This window comes from Streptomyces sp. NPDC002868 (assembly GCF_055563295.1).
Genome location: NZ_JBVHDR010000008.1, coordinates 295735 through 316717 on the forward strand (window position 1 = coordinate 295735; position 20983 = coordinate 316717).

General features: G+C 67.7%; 16 protein-coding genes and 1 pseudogene. 8 read left to right on the plus strand and 9 right to left on the minus strand.

Translation table 11 applies throughout. From position 1 onward, the window contains the following. Positions 1–399: 399 nt before the first annotated feature. On the minus strand, positions 400–990 hold the full coding sequence (locus ACZ3H8_RS24790) for a hypothetical protein (RefSeq protein WP_467405285.1): 591 nt from the start codon (positions 988–990) through the stop codon (positions 400–402). 246 nt (positions 991–1236) lie between these two features. Here ACZ3H8_RS24790 and ACZ3H8_RS24795 point away from each other — a divergent pair, with 246 nt between their 5' ends. Next, positions 1237–2103: an AraC family transcriptional regulator gene (locus ACZ3H8_RS24795; protein WP_467405288.1), complete on the plus strand. Its 867-nt coding sequence runs from the start codon at positions 1237–1239 to the stop codon at positions 2101–2103. Positions 2104–2216: 113 nt separating this feature from the next. Here ACZ3H8_RS24795 and ACZ3H8_RS24800 read toward each other — a convergent pair whose 3' ends face one another. Then, entirely contained in the window at positions 2217–2645 is a 429-nt protein-coding gene (locus tag ACZ3H8_RS24800) for a hypothetical protein (RefSeq protein ID WP_467405289.1), read from the minus strand. 806 nt (positions 2646–3451) lie between these two features. Here ACZ3H8_RS24800 and ACZ3H8_RS24805 point away from each other — a divergent pair. The 5 genes from ACZ3H8_RS24805 to ACZ3H8_RS24825 all read left to right on the plus strand — a co-directional run bounded on the left by ACZ3H8_RS24805 (position 3452) and on the right by ACZ3H8_RS24825 (position 13080). Further along, positions 3452–5662, plus strand: coding sequence for a protein kinase domain-containing protein (locus tag ACZ3H8_RS24805; RefSeq protein ID WP_467405291.1), 2211 nt, complete (start codon positions 3452–3454; stop codon positions 5660–5662). Between the two features lie 22 nt (positions 5663–5684). Then, positions 5685–7709, plus strand: a complete 2025-nt coding sequence (locus ACZ3H8_RS24810; RefSeq protein WP_467405293.1) for a protein kinase domain-containing protein — start codon at positions 5685–5687, stop codon at positions 7707–7709. Between the two features lie 142 nt (positions 7710–7851). Further along, positions 7852–8772 carry a protein kinase family protein gene (locus tag ACZ3H8_RS24815; protein WP_467405294.1) on the plus strand — a complete coding sequence of 307 codons (921 nt, stop codon included), beginning with the start codon at positions 7852–7854 and terminating at the stop codon, positions 8770–8772. 3 nt (positions 8773–8775) lie between these two features. Continuing rightward, positions 8776–10965, plus strand: coding sequence for a protein kinase domain-containing protein (locus tag ACZ3H8_RS24820; protein ID WP_467405296.1), 2190 nt, complete (start codon positions 8776–8778; stop codon positions 10963–10965). A gap of 42 nt (positions 10966–11007) precedes the next feature. After that, a complete protein-coding gene (locus tag ACZ3H8_RS24825) occupies positions 11008–13080 on the plus strand; it encodes a protein kinase domain-containing protein (RefSeq protein ID WP_467405298.1) in 2073 nt (690 codons plus the stop codon). 54 nt (positions 13081–13134) lie between these two features. Here ACZ3H8_RS24825 and ACZ3H8_RS24830 read toward each other — a convergent pair whose 3' ends face one another. Further along, complete coding sequence (locus tag ACZ3H8_RS24830) at positions 13135–13341, minus strand: DUF397 domain-containing protein (protein ID WP_467405299.1); 207 nt, start codon at positions 13339–13341, stop codon at positions 13135–13137. Continuing rightward, positions 13338–14165 (minus strand): helix-turn-helix domain-containing protein, encoded by an 828-nt coding sequence (locus ACZ3H8_RS24835; RefSeq protein ID WP_467405302.1) that lies wholly within the window; start codon positions 14163–14165, stop codon positions 13338–13340. The genes ACZ3H8_RS24830 and ACZ3H8_RS24835 overlap by 4 nt, the downstream gene beginning before the upstream one ends. A 224-nt stretch (positions 14166–14389) precedes the next feature. Here ACZ3H8_RS24835 and ACZ3H8_RS24840 point away from each other — a divergent pair, with 224 nt between their 5' ends. Both ACZ3H8_RS24840 and ACZ3H8_RS24845 read left to right on the plus strand, forming a co-directional pair. Next, complete coding sequence (locus ACZ3H8_RS24840; protein ID WP_467405305.1) at positions 14390–14719, plus strand: ATP-binding protein; 330 nt, start codon at positions 14390–14392, stop codon at positions 14717–14719. A gap of 260 nt (positions 14720–14979) precedes the next feature. Then, positions 14980–15774: pseudogene (locus ACZ3H8_RS24845) on the plus strand (helix-turn-helix domain-containing protein). A gap of 6 nt (positions 15775–15780) precedes the next feature. On the opposite strand, the gene ACZ3H8_RS24850 reads toward ACZ3H8_RS24845, so the two are convergent. The 5 genes from ACZ3H8_RS24850 to ACZ3H8_RS24870 form a co-directional block, all read right to left on the minus strand. Continuing rightward, entirely contained in the window at positions 15781–16422 is a 642-nt protein-coding gene (locus ACZ3H8_RS24850; protein ID WP_467405308.1) for a hypothetical protein, read from the minus strand. A 37-nt stretch (positions 16423–16459) separates the two neighbouring features. Next, the gene (locus tag ACZ3H8_RS24855; protein ID WP_467405310.1) at positions 16460–16930 is read right to left on the minus strand and encodes a hypothetical protein; all 471 of its coding nucleotides are present in this window, start codon (positions 16928–16930) and stop codon (positions 16460–16462) included. A gap of 14 nt (positions 16931–16944) precedes the next feature. Then, positions 16945–18312 (minus strand): type VII secretion-associated serine protease mycosin, encoded by a 1368-nt coding sequence (gene mycP, locus ACZ3H8_RS24860; protein WP_467405312.1) that lies wholly within the window; start codon positions 18310–18312, stop codon positions 16945–16947. A gap of 255 nt (positions 18313–18567) precedes the next feature. Next, positions 18568–19149: a hypothetical protein gene (locus tag ACZ3H8_RS24865; RefSeq protein WP_467405314.1), complete on the minus strand. Its 582-nt coding sequence runs from the start codon at positions 19147–19149 to the stop codon at positions 18568–18570. Then, on the minus strand, positions 19146–20966 hold the full coding sequence (locus ACZ3H8_RS24870; protein ID WP_467405317.1) for an alpha/beta hydrolase: 1821 nt from the start codon (positions 20964–20966) through the stop codon (positions 19146–19148). The genes ACZ3H8_RS24865 and ACZ3H8_RS24870 overlap by 4 nt, the downstream gene beginning before the upstream one ends. Positions 20967–20983 lie beyond the last annotated feature (17 nt).

Consider the following 20983-nt stretch of genomic DNA (forward strand, 5'->3'; position numbering starts at 1 on the left):
CCGCTAGCGCCCAGTCCCGCTCCCACGACTACTGCCCACTGGCCATCCATGGGCAAGACAGTAGAACGTTGGTGGCAGGCGAAGCGAGACAGGGGCGACCGTCTCAGTTTCCGTCTCATTCATCGCCATACGCGGCCGTCCGGGGCAGTTCACTCTGCCTCGGTGGGCACAGCGTCCGTACGGGGATGAACGCCAGTGAACGAGCCCAGATCATGCTCTGACCTGGGCTGACAAACCTGCAAAGCGAGTTACGCCGGTTCGATTCCGGTCACGGCCTCTGCGTACGTACGGCAGCGGCCCCCCATAGCGCGGCGGCGGCCGCTGCCGTACCCGGGCCCCAGCGTTCCGCGTGCTCCCGCGCCGAAGGCCCAGGGCGCCGGTCATGCGCGCACTCGCCGGTTATGCGCGTACTCCCTGAAAGTCCGTGTCCCACGTGGTGACGAGATCGTGCACACCCGGTCTGTCGCCGTCGACCGGAGTGCAGTTCACGTACTGCCTCACGGAGAGGCTCCTGGCCGTGGGCCACCAGGAGAGGTTGAGCGAGTCCTCGGTCTCCGGATCCTTGAACCGGACGTTCACGCCTGCGACCCCGTCCTTGCTGCCCGGCCTGTCGTAGACGACCTCCCAGCCGTCCGCGCGCATCCGCTCCCGCATCCGCCGGTCCGCGGACCTGGCGTCGGCCTCGGCGACATCCTTGATCTGCCACCGGTGCTCCATGCCGAGACCGTTCAGCTCCTCCTTGAGACTCAAGGTCGTGGTGTAACAACCGGTGGACTGGATGTCGTTGACCTGGACTTCGCCCGCCAGGCCCAGTCGGTCGTACACACTCTGGGAACGCGCATCGAGCCGCTGCCTGGCCTCCGAGAGATAGACCGCGGGATCCGGGTCGGAACCTCCTCCGCCCCCCATCACCTGGCACCCACCGAGCGCCCACACGCCCAGAAGTGCCCCCGCCAGTGCCAGCGCCCTGCGTCCGACCGTCGCCATCATGGCTGTGACGCTACGGAGCCGGGGAAACCCGGGCGAGAGACCTCCCACTCAACCTTCCGCGCGCGGATGCTCTTGCGTACGCCGTCCAGCCCCTGCTAGGCCGCGTTTGCTCGTTGTGACTGAGGCAGGTGTGGTGTGCGCGGGCCGTCCGTGGCCCGTCGTACCCGACCGGACCGGGCACAGGATGTCGGGTCCGGCAGGGTGAGTCCTTCCTAACGTGAGTGATCGAAAGGGAAGGAGGCCGGGGTGCTGGAGCGGCTGAACCGGGCCATGGAGCACATCGAGTGCCACCTTGATCAGCGGATCGAGGTGTCCGACCTGGCGCGGATCGTGGTGACGTCGGAGTACCACTTCCGGCGGCTGTTCTCCGCGCTGGCAGGGATTCCGCTGTCGGAGTACATCCGGCGCAGGCGGCTGACGGTCGCGGGTGCCGAGGTGCTGGCCGGGGAGCGGACGCTGCTGGAGGTCGCGGTGCGTTACGGCTACACCTCGGGGGAGGCCTTCGCGCGTGCGTTCCGCGTCATGCACGGCGTCGGTCCCGGCGAGGCCAGGCGGGCCGGTGCGAGTCTGCAGTCCCAGCCACGGATGTCCTTCCGCCTCATCGTCGAAGGGAGCAGCAGCATGCGGTACAGGGTCGTGGAGATGGAGGAGTTCCGTGTGGTCGGCAGGAAGGCGCGCGTCCCCCTCGTGCACGAGGGGGTGAACCCGGCCATCGCCGCCTTCATCCGGGCCATCGGCCAGGAGACGTTGCAGCGCATCCAGAGCCTGTCCGATCAGGTGCCGGAGGGGATCGTCTCGGTGAGTGACAATCTGGACGACAGCCGCGCGGAGGGAACCGAACTCGATTACTACCACGGCGTGGTGACCCGCGCCGCCGTGCCCGAGGACATGGACGCGCTCACCGTCCCGGCCGGGACGTGGGCCGTCTTCGAGAGCTCCGGGCCGTTTCCGCAGGCGCTCCAGTACCTGTGGCGGGACGTGTTCACGCAGTGGTTTCCGTCCAATCCGTACCGGAGCCGGCCGGGGCCCGAGATCCTGCGCACCCGGCTGTCGCAGGACGCGGCACAGGCGGACGCGGAGCTGTGGATCCCCGTGGAGCGGACTGCGGTCTGAGCGGCAGAGCGCGGCGGTCCCGGGCCGCCGCGCGCTGGGCTTCGAGGCCAACGAGCCCTCGTCGGCCGTAGGCCGGAATGACCGTGCCCGGCTGATCGCCGACGCCCTCAGTCCTAGCTCTCCGGCCAGTCGCCGTAGCGAGTGAACGTCTCGGAACCGGTCTTGCCCTTGAACCACTTGACGGTGACGGTGTCCCCGCCGCCGTACGTGAGGTCCCCGCCGCGGTCCTCTTCCTTGACCGGCTTGCCGCCCCGCTCACAGAGCATCGCGATCCGGTACTTCCTGTCGGGCTCTTCGACCTTCCGGATTCCCCGGCACTCGAGTCCGCCGGAGACGAAGATGACCGAGATCTTGCTCGGCTCGTCGGTGTCCGCGCTCTCCTTCAGCCCGAGAACCCCACCGCCGGAGTCCGACCTCCACATACCCGCCATGCCGGTCCCGGTGGGCTCCGCACCGATGCCGCCGGACTCCGCCTCGCTCGGAGTTGCGCTGGGCCCGGCCGTCGGCTGCTCGCTCTCGGGCACGCTGATGGACGGGCTCACGCTGACCTGTGAACTTCCCCCAGCCGAAGCCTTGTTGTCGTCGCCATCGCTGCCCGACGTGGCGAATCACACGGCACCACCGATGACGGCGACCGCCACGACTGCCGCAGCGATGATCAAAGGGGTCTTACGGCCACCGGAGGGTGCCGGCGGCGGAGGCGGATAAGCCCCGTACGGCGAAGGCTGCTGACCGTACGACCCGTAGGGCGTGCCGTACTGCGGATACTGGTTCGGCAGGGGCTGGTTCGGCAGCGGCTGGTTCGGCAAGGGCTGGTTCGGCGGATACTGCGGAGCCTGTGGCGGCTGCGTCGGCGGCGGAGGCGGAACCGGTGGCACCCCGGGCCGCGCATCCTCCGGTCCTGGCTGACCGTACTGCCCCGGCCAGTCCTGAGGACCCTGATACGGCGGCTGAGTCATCGGTGCGTACCTCGTTCCGCGGGCATGCCACCCGCACGTGGGGGATGTCGTACGAACCCTGCCGGTTCAGGCGCGGGCCCGGATGAGTATGGATCACTAACTGCTCTGAGCACCCGCACTCATTCAGGTCCTCGGCAGCACCACCCGGCCATCGCCCTTGTTTCCGTACGCAATTGAGTACATCTGCCCTCACTGCCGAGCCCGCCGGGGCAGCAAGGTGACCCACAACTCCTTCCGGGAGGCAGGCATCCCGGCCAAACGTCGATCGAGCCGCTGAGTAAGCTCCTGATGCTGTTGGGGACACCAAGGGGGATTCACACATGGGACGACTGCGCACAGCCCTGCCGCCATGCGCTGCCGTGCACGACTGCATTCCCGGGATCTGACCGGTGCTCTCCCCGCTGACGCACGATGATCCCGTCGCGATCGCCGCGTACCGCCTGATCGCCCGCCTGGGCAGCGGCGGTATGGGCACGGTCTATCTGGCCCGTTCCGCCGGCGGCCGTACCGTCGCGCTCAAAACCATGCATGCGGGCATCGCATCGGATCCGGCCTCGCGGACCCGATTCCGCCTGGAGACGGACGCGGCCCGCATCATCGGCGGCCACCACGGAGCGACAGTCGTCGACGCGGACCCGCTCGCCGAAACCCCCTGGCTGGCAACGGAGTACGTCCTCGGCCCACCGCTCGACGACGCGGTCACCCTCTCCGGCCCGCTCCCCGAGCCGTCGGTCCGCGCCCTGGGAGCAGCACTTGCCGGAGCCCTTGCCCAGCTCCACGCCTCGGGCGTCGTCCACCGCGACCTCAAGCCCTCGAACGTCATGGTCACGGCGTACGGCCCGAAAATCATCGACTTCGGCATCGCGCGCGCGGCGGGCGACGACCGCCTCACTCGTACGGGAGCGGCGGCAGGCACCCCCGCCTTCATGTCGCCCGAGCAGGCAACCGGCCAGGAGCACACACCGGCGGGCGACGTCTTCGCTCTGGCAGGAGTCCTCACCTACGCGGCAACGGGCCACGGCCCCTTCGGCTCGGGCCAGCCGGCGGACCTGCTGTACCGCGTCCGGTACGCAGACCCGGACCTCACGGGCGTACCTGAGTCGCTGCTCCCCATCCTCACGCGCTGCCTCACCAAAGACCCCGCCCAACGCCCCACCACGCTGGAACTCTCCACCCAACTCCACAACGGCCAGGGCGAATTCGCCGACCACCTGCCCGACACCCTCCTCGCAGAAATCGCCCGCCGCGCAGCAGAGGTCTGGCTGCACCAGCCCCACCGCCTCCCCACCCCCGCCGACCACGCCCTCAGCCCCACCGTCCCCGCCCACCGCCCCCTCTCCCGCCGCAAACTCCTCACCGTCGGTGGTGGGTCGGTCCTCGGCACGGCCACCGCAGCCTTCGGCGCCTGGACCTGGCTCAAGAGCGACGGCCCGGACACAAGCCCCACAGCCTCGGACACCCCGTCCAGCACGCCGCCCCCGCAGGCCAAGGACCCACGCGAGGCCTGGCGCCGGACGATCAAGAGCGAGGTGACGAGGATCCCGCCGATGGCAGTGGGCGACAGCGTCGTACTGCCCACCGACGAGGGACTCCTGAGCCTGGATGCCACGAGCGGAAAGCAGCGCTGGCTCAACAAGGACCTCAAGCAGGCCTGGCAGCTGCACTCGGATGGAGCCCGGATCTACGCGCTGCTCCCCGGCGGTTCGCACGGCCACCAGCTGTCCCCGCACACCGTGAACCTCACCGATGGCCGCACAACGCCGCTCACCGCGTTCGGGAAGTTCGACAAGCCCGTCCAGCAGGCCCACCTGCTGGACGTCGCCAACGGCACGCTCTACCTCGCCGCCAGGAAGGGAGCGTCCGGCGACCCCGGCCCGGTGCAGGAGAAGAGCTGGCACGTGATGGCCGTGAGCCTGAGTACGGGCAAGGAGCTGTGGAGCACGCCCCTGCGTTCGTACCGGATCGGCGTGCTCGAGGAGACCATCGTCTCGGCCCGCAGCGGCAGCCGGCTCGTACTGTGCCGGAAGGCCGCCACCGGTAACGCCCTCGAAGTCAGCGCCAGGGATGTCCGTACGGGTGCGGAGCTGTGGAAGGCGACCGTGGCCAGGGGCGAGACCGACACGAGTGTCCTCCTCCCGGGCGAGCTCGCGGTGGACGGTCGGCACGTCTACTTCGGGGCCGACGAGGCCCTGGCTCTGCGTCTCTCCGACGGTTCCGTCGCCTGGCGGTTCGGCGAGGGGCGCGACAGCATCGCCGCCGCGGACGCCCGTTCGTACGGCACACCGGCGGTGAAGGACGGCGTGGTGTACGTGACGGAGTACCAGGGCGGGCTCGTGGGTCTGGCCGCGGCCGACGGAAATCTGCGCTGGGAGGAGCAGCCGCGGAATCAGTTCCCCGCGCTCCGCATCCCGCCCGTCATCCATGGCGGCCACGTCTTCAGCTCGGACGGCACGCAGCTGGGCGCTGTCAATGTCGCTTCGTACAAGAAGGACTGGACCTTCAGCCCCAGTCCCTCGACCTTCGTCCTCCACGAACGCGCCGCGCGGCTCGTCGGGGTGGGCGACGATCTGGTCGTGGCCATCCGGCTGGACCAGAACTGACCGACCCGGAAAGGCAACACCGATGAACCCCCTCGGCCCCGGCGACCCCCTTCGCCTCGGCCCGTACCGTCTTGTCGGCGTACTCGGCGCGGGCGGCATGGGCCAGGTGTACTTCGGCCACGACAGTCAGGGCAGGGCCGCGGCCATCAAGGTCCTGCTGCCTCAACTCGCCCATGACCAGCATCTGGTGCAGCGCTTCCTGCGCGAGGCCGAAGCCGCCCGGACGGTGACGAGCAAGGGCGTGGCGCGTGTCCTCGCGGCCCAGACCGAGGGCGGCCGTCCCTGGATCGCATCGGAGTTCCTGGCGGGACCCACCCTGGACCAGGCCGTGCAGGCGTACGGCCCCCTCGCCGAACCGGCTCTCCGCGCGCTCGCCGCCTCGCTCGCCGGCACGCTCCAGGACATCCACGCCACCGGGCTGATCCACCGCGACCTCAAGCCGTCGAACATCGTGCTGACCTCGCGGGGCCCTCGCATCATCGACTTCGGCATCGCACGGCCCGAGCACGGACTCACTCTGACGACCACGGGCCAGACCCCGGTGACACCGGGCTACGGCGCCCCCGAGCAAGTGCTGGGACAGCGCGTCGGAACGGCGGCGGACGTCTTCTCTCTGGGAGCGGTGCTGGTGTACGCGGCGAGCGGGCGCCAGGCGTACGAAGGCGCGCATGTGGCCGCGGTGCAGTATGAAGTCGTGCACGGGCAGCCGTCCCTCGGCCACATTCCGGAGCACTTGCGCGTACTGATCGGGCCGTGCCTTGCGAAGGATCCGGCCTACCGTCCCCTCCCCCCGCAGATCCGTACGGCCTTCGCACCACCGCGAGGCACGGATCGGATCTGGCGGCAGGGGCCCATGGCCGCCGACATTCAGCACCGCGAGGCGAACGCGAAAGCGCAGGCCACCCTCCCCGGGACGGTCGTACCGGCCGCGCCGAGCCGTCGGCGGCTGCTGGCAGGCCTGGCGACGGGGGCGGCAGTGCTGGCGGTCGGCGGCGGAACCACCGCCTGGCTGATGGGGAGCGGCAAGGAGGACGACGGGGCGGACAAGAACGCCTCGAAAACCAGTACGGAGCCGGTGGTGCTGTGGGGACCACTGGAGGTCGCGGACGTGTTGAGCCCGCCGCCGTTGCCGGTGGGAGGCGTCGTGGTCGTCGGCATGCCGGACAAGGGCATCGCTGCGTACGACGCCGGGAGCGGAGAGCAGAAGTGGGCGAAGCCCGATTTCCAAGCGCAGAAGGGCTTCCTCGCCCTGCCCGGCGGGCTGGTCCTTGCGAACGACGGCGAAGCATTTGGTCTCGACCCATCCACTGGAACGGAGAAATGGTCGGATTACGCGGGGTGGGACACGCTGCTCGCGATGGACGATGAATCCCTGTACGTCCACTACGGCGAAGAGATCCGCTGCTACAACCTGGCAACACGCGAACAGCGGTGGATCGTCCCCTCACCGGTCCGCGCCAACATCGACGCCATAGCCCAGGGCGCCGTTGCCGGGAACCGGCTTGCCCTCTACAGCGCGACGGGTGATGCGGCCGTTCTCGACAGTCGTACGGGCAAGAAGGTGTGGGCCCGCAATGACCTGGCTCTCTTGCCCACGACACCGGCGATACACAAGGACTTGGTTCTGCTGGGCAACGACACATTGAAGGCGGTGAGGCTGAGCGACGGCAAGGAGGTGTGGTCCATTTCCATGCAGGGACTCCTCAACAAGAACCGCTGGAGCCCGGCGACCGTCTCCGGAGCCTTTGTCTACGCGATCGACGGCAACGTCCTCCACTGCCGGCGCGTGAGCGATGGCGCGAAGGTCTGGACGCACGAACTGAACTTCCGCACATCGTCCGAGAATAGTCCGCTGGTCCACGGCCGATTCGTCTATGCGCGTGCCCTCGAGGACCCGGCCCTGGGGGTCGCAGCAGTCCGCAAGGACACCGGTGAGCGCGCATGGTTCCACCCGCAGGACTGGGCAATCGACTCGATGGCAGCGGAAGGCAACCGTCTGTTCCTCCTCACCCACGAAGCGCTGACCGTCCTGTCCGTCCCGGCATGAGTACTGCTCCCGCGCCCGCCCTGACCTTCAGGATCGCGACGGTCGGCCGACCACTCTCCGGGCAGGCTCCGACCACTCTTCGGGCAGGCTCCGCGACTTGAGTAGGCTCCTGTCATTCGAGACGGCGCCGGGGGATTCGCAGATGGAACGAGCACAGACGGAACGACCACGCGTGGACACTCCGCGCCAGATCGGCCCGTACTACCTGATCACCCGTCTCGATCCGACCGGCCCCGGCTTCCCGCCCGTACCCGAGCGCCGGTTCGTCGCGCGCAGCGCGGACGGCGAACGCACAATGTTGGTCAGGGCCCCGCTCGAAGGCACCGACCCGGGCCGCTTCCTCGTCGAGGCCGACGCCGCCCGCCGTCTGCTGGGCCCCTGGGTCTCCCCCGTCTCCGAAGCCTCACCCCCGTCCACCGCCCCCTGGTACGCCTCCCCCTACCTCCCCGCGCTACCGCTCCCCGTAGCCCTGGCCGTCCACGGCGGCCCGCTGCCCGAGCGCACGGTACGTGCTCTGGGCGCGGCGCTGTCCGAGACGCTTGCGGGCGCACACGCCACGGGCATCACGCATGCGGGCCTATCGCCCGCGGCCGTACTCCTGGCCGGCGACGGCCCGCGCCTGACGTGCTTCGGCGCGGTACGCGCGGCGGCCCCGGACGGCGAACAGCGCACCGGCCTCCCGGGCCTGGAGCCAGGCAGCCTGGCCCCGGAACAAGCATCGGGCGGCCGCCCACGCCCGCCGGGCGACATCTACGCACTGGGCGCGGTCCTCGCGTACGCGGCGACGGGCCACACGGTCCCGGAACGCTCCGAACTACCGGAGGCGCTACGGGGGTTGATCTCGGCCTGCCTGACCAGGGACCCGGCGGACCGCCCCACGGCACCCGAGGTCCTGCACGCCCTCCCGCCGTCGTCGCCCGCCCCCACCGCGACGGTGCTGGACTCCACGGCGTCACTGCTCACCCCCGGCTGGCTGCCGGGCCGGGTGGTGGCGGCGGTTGCCCGTCAGTCGGCTGAAGTACTCGCCGCGGAGCTCCGCGTCCCTCTCTCCCCCAGGATCTGACCGGTGCTTTCGCCTCTGACGTACGACGACCCTGTCCAGCTGGGCGCATACCGCCTGACCGCGCGCCTGGGCAGCGGCGGCATGGGCACGGTGTATCTGGCCCGTTCCGCCGGCGGCCGTACGGTCGCGCTGAAAACGATGCACGCGGGCATCGCCGCAGACGCCGACTTCCGTACGCGCTTCCGCCTGGAGACGGACGCGGCCCGCATCATCGGCGGCCACCACGGTGCGACCGTCGTCGACGCGGACCCGCTCGCCGAAACCCCGTGGCTGGCAACGGAGTACGTCCTCGGCCCACCGCTCGACGACGCGGTCACCCTCTCCGGCCCGCTCCCCGAGCCGTCGGTCCGCGCCCTGGGAGCAGCACTTGCCGGAGCCCTTGCCCAGCTCCACGCCTCGGGCGTCGTCCACCGCGACCTCAAGCCCTCGAACGTCATGGTCACGGCGTACGGCCCGAAAATCATCGACTTCGGCATCGCGCGCGCGGCGGGCGACGACCGCCTCACTCGTACGGGAGCGGCTGCAGGCACCCCCGCCTTCATGTCCCCGGAACAGGCAACCGGCCAGGAGCACACACCGGCGGGCGACGTCTTCGCACTGGCAGGAGTCCTCACCTACGCGGCAACGGGCCACGGCCCCTTCGGCTCGGGCCAGCCGGCGGACCTGCTGTACCGCGTCCGCTACGCGGACCCGGACCTGACTGGCGTCCCCGAGTCCCTGATCCCGATCCTTGCCCGCTGCCTCTCCAAGGACCCAGCCCAGCGCCCGTCCACCACGGAGCTTGCCACCCAACTCCACGATGGTCAGGGCCAGTTCGCTGATCATCTTCCTGACTCGGTCCTCGGCGAAGTCACCCGCCGGGCAACGGAGGTCTGGCAGTACCAGCCGTACCGCCGGCCGGCGCCCTCCGACCACGCCATCGCCGAAACCCTCCCGGCCACCAGGGGAACCGGGAAGAGCCGCCGCAAACTCCTTGCCATCGGCGGGAGTTCGCTGCTCGGTGTGGCCGGCGCGGGCATCGGAACATGGGCGTGGCTCGACGGCCGTAGCGCGAACAATCCGAGGGCCGCCGGTTCCACGAAGGCCCCCACCCCCCTGTGGCGGCGAAGCGTCGCAACAGGGGAACCAGCCAAAATGGGGCGCCCACTGCTGGTCGGCGACAAGGCAATCGTGGCCCTCGCAAACGTCATGACCGCCATCGACGTGTCGACCGGCCGGAACCTCTGGTCCAACGACGAGGTGCTGAGTCCTTGGGACGTGGCCACCGACGGGGAGAGTCTTTATGCGGTGGAGTACTCCCTCAATCCGAAGGAGGGACTACGCATCGCGCAGATCGATCTGGATGACGGAAAACTCATGGACCCGGAAGTCCACGAGCGGGCCTACAACGGAAAACTGCTGGGCAATCAGCTTCTTTCCGTCGCCGACGGTTTCGCATGGGTGCTCACGGCGCCGGTACGCGAGACAGATACCGAGGAGTCGAGTGGCATCGGCCCCGAACGAGGCTGGCTGATTGCCTCGTTCTCCCTCTCGAACGGCAAGAAGCGCACAGAGTTGATCCTTAAAGAGTCCGTATCCGGTGATGTCCCGTGGGTGACAGAGGCTCGCGTGACCGGCTCGCACCTGGTCCTGCAGTTCCGTACGGACTCCGGCGGGGTCAATGTGCTCGTCTGCGACGTGCGCACGGGAGCAGCCGTCTGGCGGAGGTCTCTCCGCCTCGACGCCGACGAGACCCCGAGGAGCCCGATGGCCCTGGGCGACGGGCACCTCTACGTCGCTTCGGATGCGCTGCAGGCGCTGCGACTTGCCGACGGCAAGGAAGTCTGGAAGTACCAGGGCACGAACGTCACCTCGTACGGCGCTCCCACGGTGAAGGACGGAGTGGTCTACGCGGTGGAACGTGCGGGAGCGCGGGCGCTCGTGGCCGTCAGCGCCGATACCGGCAAACTCCTGTGGCGGGAGAAGAATCCCGTCCAGTCGGGGGGCGAGCTGAAAGTGGCGCCCACGGTGGGAGATCGGTACGTCTACAAGCACAGTGCGGCGGGACTCCGCGCAATCGATCTCCGGACACACGAGACCGTCTGGCTCCACAAGGAGAGTCTCGACCGGTTCGCCGCGTTGACCTCAGCCAGGCGGCTCATCGGCCTCGGGGAAGGGACCATCACCGCACTCCCCCTGGCCGACGCCCCCTAGCCTTCACGTACTCATCGTCACCACGAAAGGTCGACCCACGCCATGCTCCCTCTGTCATTCGGCGACCCGATCCGGCTGGGGCCCTACCGCCTCGCGGGAGTACTGGGAGAGGGCGGAATGGGCAAGGTGTACTTCGGCCACGACAACTCCGGCCGGACCGCGGCCGTCAAGGTGCTTCGCCCGGAACTCTGGAACGACCAGCACCTCACTCAGCGTTTCGTTCGGGAGGCGCAGACCGCGAAGGCGGTCACCAGCAAGGGCATCGCACGTGTCCTGGGTGCGCAAACGGAGGGCGGACGCCCTTGGATCGCCACGGAGTACCTGGCCGGACCGACGCTGGACCAGGCGGTAGCGGCCCACGGGCCCCTGGACGACAACGGCGCACGGGCGCTGGCCTGCGCCCTCGCGTCGACGCTCAAGGACATTCATGCCGCGGGCCTGGTGCACCGCGATCTCAAGCCGGCCAACATCGTCCTCACTTCCTCGGGCCCGCGCATCATCGACTTCGGCATCGCCCGGCCCACGCACGGCCTCACCCTCACCACCACGGGCCAGGCACCGGCCACCCCCGGATACGGCGCACCCGAGCAGATCCTGGGTCAGCGCGTCGGCCCGTCCGCCGATGTGTTCTCCCTCGGAGCCGTTCTGGTGTACGCGGCAGGCGGCAAGCCGGCCTACGACGGCCCGCATGTCGCGGCAGTCCAGTACGAAGTGGTGCATGGAAGCCCGGACCTCGGTGCCGTACCGCCGTCGCTCCAGCCCCTCATCACTCCGTGTCTGGCCAAGGACCCCGCGCATCGTCCCCAACCCTCTGCGCTTGTCGACGCGTTCGTGGCCCCTCGGGGTGCTCACCGCACCTGGAAACAGGGTGCGCTCGGCACCCAGATCAGGGAGCACGAGACCCGGACAGAACAGTTCAGCACACTGACCGGCTCTGCCGTCGACCACGGGAGCCCCTCACGGCGGCGCTTCCTGAGCTCCCTCGCGGTCGGCGGTGCGGTTCTGGCCGTGGGCGGCGGCGGGGCCTGGTGGCTGACCAGAGGCCCTGATCTGCCGACAGCAGGCGATGCCCCGTCTGCCAAACTGCTGACCGCCGCCGACTACGAGCAAGGCACGCCCCCGAAACCCCTGTGGGGCCCGCTGAAGGTCGCCGCCCCGGACGCGTCCAGCCTGCTGGCAATGCGGGATGTCGTCATGTTCGCCCACCCATCAGGGGGACTTGCCGCTCACCTGGTGATCAACGGCAAGCGGAAGTGGCACCTGCCGGAGGTGTCTCCGTCCGCCGGCTTCCTGCAACTGACGGACGACGTCTTCCTCGCAGCCGACGCGGACGGCACGGTGCTGGCCTTCGACGCGTCCACGAGCGAGCGACGGTGGAGCGCTGCGGCCAACGCGGAGAAGCTCCTGACGGTCGCGCCCAAGGACTCCACCGTGTACGCGGTGACCAAGGACAACCAACTGACCGCGATCAACACAGCCGACCACAAGGTTCGCTGGACGGTATCCAGCGAGTCCACCATCGATCCTGAAACCATGGCCGCGGCGGAAGCAGGGCGGCTGGTCGTGTGCACCGCGGACGGAACCTACATTGCCGTCGATTCCAAGAAGGGGGACGAGGCATGGCGCGTGAAGGGACAGACCACGACGGCCCTGACGCCCGCCATCGAAAAAGGAGTCGTCTACATCGGCGGAAAGAAGCTCACCGCCCTGCAGCTGGCGTCCGGTGAGGAGATCTGGTCCACGGCGTCCGACTCGTTCGACCCCGCTGAGGGCTGGGGCTCCCCCGCAATCGACGGCAACTACATCGCCGCCCTCGACAGCGGACTCTTGCGCCGCGTGTTGAAGGAGTCCGGCACCCTGAGCGACATCTCGTGGCCGGACAGCAGCACCCCCTCCCGCCTGCCCCCGGTCGTCGAGAGCAACACCCTCTGGATCACCGAAGGCGGTACGTCGTCCGGTGTCTCGGCATTCACCGATTCCCTGTCCGAGGAGGCGGATCTCAAGGTTCTGTGGACGTACGAACCGGATTCGGAAGGGCCCTGGCACATGGCCGCCGCGGGCAACCGCGTTTTCCTTCTGAACAAGGGCACCTTGGTCGCGATGCCGGTCTTCTGACGGTCGCGGACGTTCAGCATGAGTCCGACGTTGGTCAGCGCGGCGTCGGCCGGCTCAGCTTCCCGAGGCGTAGCCGACGAACTCGGCCCAGGTGGCGAGCCCGAACGCGAGCTGGGGGCCTTGGGTGTTCTTGGAGTCGCGGACGTGGACGGTGCCGGGGGCGGCCGCGACCTCGACGCAGTCGGGCCCCTCGGCCGTGCTGTAGCTGCTCTTGAACCACTCCAGCTCGGAGCCGCTCCCGGCAGAGGGTGTGATGGTCATGTGTCTCCCAGCACTATCTCGATGACGGCCAGTGACTCTCGTGGGCTGAGAGCTTGGGCCCGGATGATCCCATACCTCATCTCAAGGATCTGGATCTCCTTGGGATCGGAGATCAGACGGCTGATGAGCTGTACTTCGTTGTGCCCCACCGTGGTGCCATCCTTGAGCCGCAGCAGCCGAAACGAACCGTCGACACCGGCGTTGTCCTCACGGTCCAATGGCAGCACCTGGATGTCCCCGTTCCGCAACTGGCCGACCTCCAATAGACGTTCGAGCTGCCGCCGCATCACCATTCTGCCTCCGAGGGGGCGGCGTAGTGTCGCCTCGTCCTGTACGAAGCTGCAAACGGGCGCAGGTACCTGCTCGAAGATCTTCTGTCGGGACATGCGAGCGGCCACCCGCTGCTCCAGTGCCTCCTCGGTGAATGGAGGCCGCTTGGTCCCGAACAGCGCCCGCGCGTACTCCTCTGTCTGCAACAGCCCATGCATCACATAATTGGCGAACGCTCCCAGCTCGACCGCCTCGGCCTCGACCTTCGCCAGGTCACGGACCTTCTTCGGGTACCTGGCCTCCTCCACGTCCTTCCTCATCGCACGGATCTTGCCGCCAGCGCCCAGGACCTCGTCCGCCTTGTCCAGGAACTCCGGCTTGGGGATGCGCCGCCCTCGCTCCACGGACGAGACCTGTTCCTCGCCGTATCCGATCGCCGCGCCCAACTCGCCCTGCCGCAGACCGGCCGCTTCGCGCCACAATTTGATCTGTCGGCATACCGTCTTCATCACCGCGCCGGAGTCGTCGTCTTCCACGCCGCTGCCCAGATACATGCGGACCACCACCTCTGCTCGCGTTACGGGGTACGGGCCGGACAAGACCGCACCGCGCCCGGACAGTGACGCTCCGTACTGACGCCGTCGCTGTTCAGCGTAGGTGTGCTTGGCCACGCTGAGTGACGTGAACCAAAATCACCCAATCCGCAACCACCGTCCGCCACTTCACGGTCCTGCTGTCCTCGACCCGCAGAGGCGCTCGCCTCGCCCAACGTCTGACGGTGCAGCAACTGAGCGACTGGGGGCGGCCATTCGACGCGGCCGAGCAGATCGTCGGTGAGCTCGCAGCGAACGCCGCCCTGCATGGCCGCGTATCCGGTCGGGACTTCCGCCTCACCCTTACCCTCAGCGACTCCGAGACGGTACGTCTCGAGGTCACCGACGCCCGTGCGGACAGACTGCCCCGGACGCCCGAACCCTCGGAGCCCGAGGCCGAGTCGGGGCGCGGACTGTTGCTCGTCGAGGCGCTGGCCGACCGCTGGGGAATTGTCCTGGGCCGTGCGCCCTGCAAGACGGCCTGGGCGGAAATCGACCTGTCCACGCCGCTCTGACCGCATCGAGGTACCGCGACCCGGTGCACGACTGCCCGGCAGGGCTCGACGTCAAGGAGTAAAGAACCCAGGCAGAGAACCCTTCCAACCCACCCCCAGCCCCCCGTCACTCACACGAGTGATCCACCCCAACCTGGCTGGCACATATGCCGGTTGGCAGTGCAGGCTCGGCCTTGACAACCACAGACATGCGACGGCCCCCGGCCGGGACGGCAATCCCGATCGAGGGCCTGACCACCGAGGAAGTGGACGCTTCCCAGATGGCTGAACCGCAGCTTAACGCGCCCCCGTGCGCGTCGCCTTCCGTTCCCACGTCCGGCATCCGGCACATCAACCACCGCCACGCGGACCGCTTCACCGTGGTCGGAAACCACCTCGCCCAGCACGGCGAACTCTCCCTTACGGCCATCGGCCTCGCCGTGCACATCCAGTCGCTACCTGCGGGCGCGAAGGTCTCCATCAAGGCCCTCGCGGAACGCTTCCCCGAGGGCGAGGTCCGCATCGCCGCCGCTCTCCGCGAGTTGGAGGCTCACGGCTACCTCGCCCGTACACGTGAGCGGCTGCCGTCAGGCCGAGTGATCACCCGTACGGTCTCCTACAACAACCCCGGCGCTGCGGAACCCAGTTCAGCCCCGCCACCACCAAAACGCCCGCAGTCCGCGCGCCCCGCGCCAGTCCTGTCACTACCCGCGCCAGCGACTTCGGCCGCCTTCGACCTCGCCGCGTCCCTACGGTGCGACGACCCGCGTCTGCTCCTCGCCGAACGCGACGTACGCCGCCTCGCCCCGGCTGTCGACGCCTGGCTGGAGCGCGACATCGCACCGGAGGCTGTACGCCGCACTCTGACCGCTGCGCTCCCCACAGGCCCGATCCAGAACCGGCGGCGCTGATCACCCACCGCCTCACCGCGATGCTTTCGCCCACCGCTCCCGGCGACGCCACAACAAGAGGGCCCGGACCTCCTCCAGAACTGCGACCGCTGCGACCGTGCCTTCCGCGCTCCAGAGCCGGGCCGGTGCGGGGACTGCAGCCCACCGGCACCGCTGGCGTTCTGAGTTACCTCAGGCTGCGGGCTTGGGCACCCCGCTCACCAGCTTGGTGTCGTTCTGGCAGCCCAGGTCGGCGGCGACCTTGCGCGCGGCGGCGTTGGCCACGGTGATCTGGTTGGCCCGGATGCCCTTCTTTGAGGCGTTGTTCCCGTCCGGTCCACGGAGCTGCGCAGCAATGACGATCTCGTGAGCGGGGGCCTTCATACGGCATTTGAAGAAGACGGACGCAAGGCTGTCGGACGATGATGCCAGCCCACCGATGGAGAAGTAGGTGACGGAATCCTCCAGCCGGGCATCCCGCTCCGGAACGCCCGTGACCTCACGGAAATCAATAATCAGATCCGTCTCTCCCCCCTCGGCGGGGAGGAGCCAGCAGAAGTGGCGGCTCTGCGCGCGTTCCTGCGCGCTCGACTGCGTTCGCGCAGCCTCACGGAGGGCAACGATAACCTTCTCCGGCTCCGAGAGACTACTGGTGAAGTTCCCTCCTCCACCGATGGCGTTGAGCGCGGCGGAAGCGGCATCATCTTTGGCGAAAGCGCCGCAGACCTCATCGGCCGGCTTGCCCTGATCCCTTTCCCCGCCACCGTCGTCGGAGGTACAGCCCGCCATCACCATGACGACGACGGCCGCGGGCACCATGAGCATTCTCAGCATGTTTCGCATGTAACCTCTTCGGCTCGTGCGGAACACACTACGTCGCGTGCTTCAGCGCTGGTTTCGACTGCAGTGCCCCATCGCCCTCACAAGCCAGCTGACGAGCAAGGGCGAGAGAAGTGGAGTGCAGCAGCGTCGCCTTAGCGTCACGCAGCTGTCCGTCCTCACCCTGCGGGTCGCGCCAGTTTTCAACCTCTCCGAGAATATGAGCCGGGGTATCCTCCGACCCCGATAGCTGAGCGCTCTTGCACGAGAACCACACGTAGGCCCGCTGAGTACCGATCGAGGCGCGCTCCCCCATCTCGTACGGTGTCAGCGACTTCGCGATCTCCCCGTCTCCCTTCGCCTGCTCGGCATCCGAGAGACTGAACGTGGTTCGTACATCTCCTGGCCCTTCACCAACGTTCTTCTCCGTCGAGATCGAACACAGGTCGTGATCAACTGGGGTCTTGGGCGGAGGGCCGAAGGGCGCCCACCCCGCGATCAACGCGTCGGCGGTAGCGCGCACGTTCTCGTCTCGTTTCACACAGAATGGCCGGGCCCCGGTGGGCCACCGTATGGGGAGTTGGCGTCGGGAGCGCTGCCCTGAGGCGGGCCGTAGGCCGGATAGGGAGGCTGCTGCTGATACAAATGCACTGGAGCCGGGGCCGGCGGGGGCGCGGTGTTGCGGCGGCGGCCGCGGAGGAGCGGGATGGCAACTGCTGCGCCGATGATGGTGGCCGCGCCGACGCCGATGGCGATCCAGAGGCCGGTGTTGCTGTCGTCCTTCGACGCGGGCGCTGTGGCAGTCGGCTTGTCGTCGTTCCCGGTGCTGCCCGTGGGCTTGGAGGCTTCTGGGGAGGGCGACTTGGGGGCGGCGGCCGCGAGGTCCGGGAGGGGGTACTCGTTGGCGGGGCCGGGGTCGCCGGGGGTCTTCAGCGCGATTCGCGGGCGTACGACGCCGTAGCCGATGTAGTCACTGCGCTTGGCGCCGTTGTCCGGCTTGCTTGCCGTGTTGAGCATGACCCGAAGGACTTGGTTGTTCGTCCAGTCCGGGTGCTTGGACCAGATGACGGCCGCGGATGCTGATGCCAATGCAGTCGCAGCACTCGTCCCGCTGCCCTCGCAAAGTTGCGTCCCGCCGGTGCAGGCATTGGTGATGTCCTCAGCGGGCGCAGAAAGATCCACCTGCGGGCCCCACTGCGACTTCGGCCATCGTGCGGCCTTCTTGTCCACACCGGCCACACCGACGACACCCGGCGTTGCCGCGGGGTACTCGAGTTCATTGCCCTTGTCACCGGTGTTGCCCACACCCGCGAAGATCAGTTTTCCCTTGTCGAGCGCGTACCTGACAGCTTTGGTGAGTTCGGGAGACCCACCTTCGTTGCTCGCAACGGAGATGTTGATGATCTTTGCATTCGAGTCTGCGGCAAAGCGGATGGCCTCGCTCATTCCCTCCGCGAAGCTCTTCCCACTCCCATCCTGCGCCCACCGCTCCTGCGCATAGGGAATTCGAACAGGAAGGATCTTCGCGCTGGGAGCAAGGCCGTACGAGCCCTGGGTTGGACCTCGGCTCCCAGTAGCTGCGATCAGCGCAGCCGTCCCGGTGCCATGGTTGTCGATGTCCACATTCTCATCGCCCCGAAAGGTCGAAAAGTCTTTCCCCTTCAGGACTTGCCCGCGGAGATCAGGCACGGTGTCGTCCACACCCGAATCCAGCACGGCGACGGTAATTCCGCTCCCCTTGCTGATCTTCCAGATCTCATCGGCTTTCATGGCGTCGAGGTGCCACTGCTGATCCCGCACAGTCTCGGCGTGAGCCGGAGTGGCTGCGATAGCCAGCAGGGCGAGCCCCGTTACCATCGACGCAACGGACTTGAAGCCGATGGCTCGCTCACTGCTGGTACGCATCTGTTCCTTATGCCAATCCGTGGGAGATCAGTCGATGATCGGGGGGACTACGCGGCGGCTCCCCTGCTGCCAGGTTTCTTCGTCCTCCGACAGGTAGTCCGGTCGCTCGCCGTCCTGCTCATCGCGGCGAGGATTGGCGTTGTTCGACCCCGGGGAGAACGCGCCCGGCCTGTCTCCCAGGCCCGCCGGAGCTGATAACAGACCAGGATCCTTCCACTCGGCGGCTTGTGCGGCTTCACAGCGCCCAAGGCACCATCAGGATGCGCTGGGCGAGGCTTCTGAGACCGGCGTGCTCGCGGACCAGAAATCCGAGCGTACATTCGGCGCTGGGAGTTCCTGTCCACTGTAGTCCGGGCCATTCGACTTGGAAGCAGGGTCCGATACCTCAGACTTCTCCACGCAAGGAGTGGTCACTTCGAAGTGGGCCTGCCCCTTCCAGCCGAACTTCACGCTGATCTGGAATCCGTCCGGAGTCATGTAATAGGCTGCCTGCTTGTCCTGGCTCGCCGCCCGGAACGTGAATCCCTCACTCTTCCAGTAGCGCTCAACCAAACCGAGGAAGCTACCTCTACGCTCGGCAGAGATAATCGTCATGACCGAGCGTATACGGTCTGTTGTGCAATCGCCCGGCATGGTTTCCTGATGGGTCCACTCCACAGACGGCTTGATCGCCACAAACGTGCCGTCGAGGATTGCATCTGCGTGCTCTGCAGCCTCTTGCATATTCATCTTCTGCGTATGCCCCTCGTTGCCTTGCTCTTGCTGCGAACCGCCAGCCGTGCCACAGCCAGCCAGGATCAACATCAGTCCCGCAACAACAGCAAATCGCGCCTTCATCGTCGCGCCTCCGGAATCATCTTGCCAGGCTGGTCCGCGACGATCGCGGCAATGTTGCCAGCTGAAATCTGATCCTTCTCGGGATTGAAGTAGTTCGAGTGTGCCTCGACACCCACTTTACTGTCCCAGACTTTCGGGAACTCCACATCAACCACCTCGGGGCCAGGCTCAGTCCGGAATCTATTGGCACCGAACGCCTCGCTCGCGGGATCTTTTCCGAAGTAGCCGTCGTCACCCCCGGGGTCGGCCACATCCGATGCTCCCCAGCCAAGCAGGCCGCCGGCTACCGCACCACCAACCACCCCTACCGGACCCAGAGACGAGCCGGCGACTGCCCCGGCCTCTGCGCCACCCAGGATCACGCCCGCCTCGGGCTTGGATGGGAGCTTGGTGACCGGGTCGTTGTCCGCAGCGCCGACGAAAACGTGCTGCTTGCCCACGCCCAGGTCCTCGGCCCGGTCCACGCCAACGCCCGGGCTGCCCACCAGAATGATGTCGTCTACACCGGGGATGCCCCCGGGTTGCTGGGTGGCCTGCCCGACTGTCAGTGAGCCGTACGAGTGGCCGATCGCAGTGATGTGAGGGTCGGCGTTGTCGTTCGTGGCCAGCAGCCCGCCCATGAAGCTGTTGTAGGCGGGGGCACCTCGCTTCGCGTCGCCGTCGCTCATGACATCGACATCCTGCGGAGCGTCGTAACCCAGCCAGACGATCGAGGCGCTGGACGGATCAAGTTTCCGGGCGCCGGAGGCGGTATCGAAGGCGCGCTTCATCGTTCCCGTCGCGAACTCACCGTTGAGTTTCGTGCCCAGTCCGGGGACGTACGCGGAGACGTTCTTGGAGGTATCGGGATTGCCATACGCGACGATCGCACGCCCGTTGCCCTGGTCGCCGATGCCCAGCAGAAGCATCGGGGGCGCGGAGGGGCCCGAAATCAGCTGTTGCTGGATGCCCTGCAGACCGGCCAGTTTAGTCTGGGACACCTCATCGCCCTGTTCACTGAGCTTGCCCATGAGCTGCGGCAGGTAGGCTCGATTGGCTTCGTCACGCGCCACGGCCGGGATGCCGTCCAAGTTGCCGACGGTGTCCGGGTAGACCGCCAGATAGGCAATCCGTTCGTCCTCGCTAAGCCCCTCCCACCAAGTCTTGCGCTCCGCCGCAGTCCCGCCCGTCGGAATGTCGTCCTTGAGGACATCGTCCGCCGCTCCATGGACGGCCTTCGCGTCACCGCTGACGTCGGCCCAGGTGTTCTCGGTGACCTCAAGGCCCTGTTCCGCCTTGAGTCTCCGCACAGCGGCGGCGTACTCGGCGTCTATTTCACTTGCCTCGCTGAGAGCGCTTGCAATCTCGTCGGCGATGCCCTGCGCCTTGGCTGCGTTCGGGTTGGGGTTCAGCATGGCTGTCGGGGTCTTGAAAAGGCTCCCGAACAGGCCGTCGGCGCCCTTGACGGTGTCGCCTTGAGGCTGCTGACCGCCGAACTCCTCCCCCGCCGCCGGGTAGCTCACCGCACCGTCGTCGTGCACGGTGAATTTGTAGTAATGAGCTTCGGCCAACGCCGTGAGGAGACGGCGTTGGGGGGCGGCCAGTTCTTGAGCCAGACCGCTGAGCGAAGCCTGGAGCAGTCCGCATTCAGTGTAGATGTACTGAAAGTTGCGGCTGAGACGACCCAGGCGATACGTGGCGAATGTGGCCGCCATGCCCTTCTGGGTGTCGGTCAGCTTGGCCACTACTTCGTTGTCGACTCTCTTGCGAGACGTGTACGCACGCTTACTGACATCGGCCCAGCCCTCGGCCGCCTCCACGAGCTCCGACAGATTCATATCCTTCAGCTCCTGCA

What these genes read in the sequence shown, in the direction of transcription:
- ACZ3H8_RS24815 (WP_467405294.1), top strand. Translation starts at nt 7,852, where the DNA reads ATGGAACGAGCACAGACGGAACGACCACGCGTGGACACTCCGCGCCAG.
- ACZ3H8_RS24830 (WP_467405299.1), bottom strand. Translation starts at nt 13,341, where the DNA reads ATGACCATCACACCCTCTGCCGGGAGCGGCTCCGAGCTGGAGTGGTTC.
- ACZ3H8_RS24790 (WP_467405285.1), bottom strand. Translation starts at nt 990, where the DNA reads ATGATGGCGACGGTCGGACGCAGGGCGCTGGCACTGGCGGGGGCACTT.
- mycP (WP_467405312.1), bottom strand. Translation starts at nt 18,312, where the DNA reads ATGCGTACCAGCAGTGAGCGAGCCATCGGCTTCAAGTCCGTTGCGTCG.
- ACZ3H8_RS24810 (WP_467405293.1), top strand. Translation starts at nt 5,685, where the DNA reads ATGAACCCCCTCGGCCCCGGCGACCCCCTTCGCCTCGGCCCGTACCGT.
- ACZ3H8_RS24850 (WP_467405308.1), bottom strand. Translation starts at nt 16,422, where the DNA reads ATGCTGAGAATGCTCATGGTGCCCGCGGCCGTCGTCGTCATGGTGATG.
- ACZ3H8_RS24870 (WP_467405317.1), bottom strand. Translation starts at nt 20,966, where the DNA reads ATGAATCTGTCGGAGCTCGTGGAGGCGGCCGAGGGCTGGGCCGATGTC.
- ACZ3H8_RS24825 (WP_467405298.1), top strand. Translation starts at nt 11,008, where the DNA reads ATGCTCCCTCTGTCATTCGGCGACCCGATCCGGCTGGGGCCCTACCGC.
- ACZ3H8_RS24865 (WP_467405314.1), bottom strand. Translation starts at nt 19,149, where the DNA reads ATGAAGGCGCGATTTGCTGTTGTTGCGGGACTGATGTTGATCCTGGCT.
- ACZ3H8_RS24835 (WP_467405302.1), bottom strand. Translation starts at nt 14,165, where the DNA reads ATGTATCTGGGCAGCGGCGTGGAAGACGACGACTCCGGCGCGGTGATG.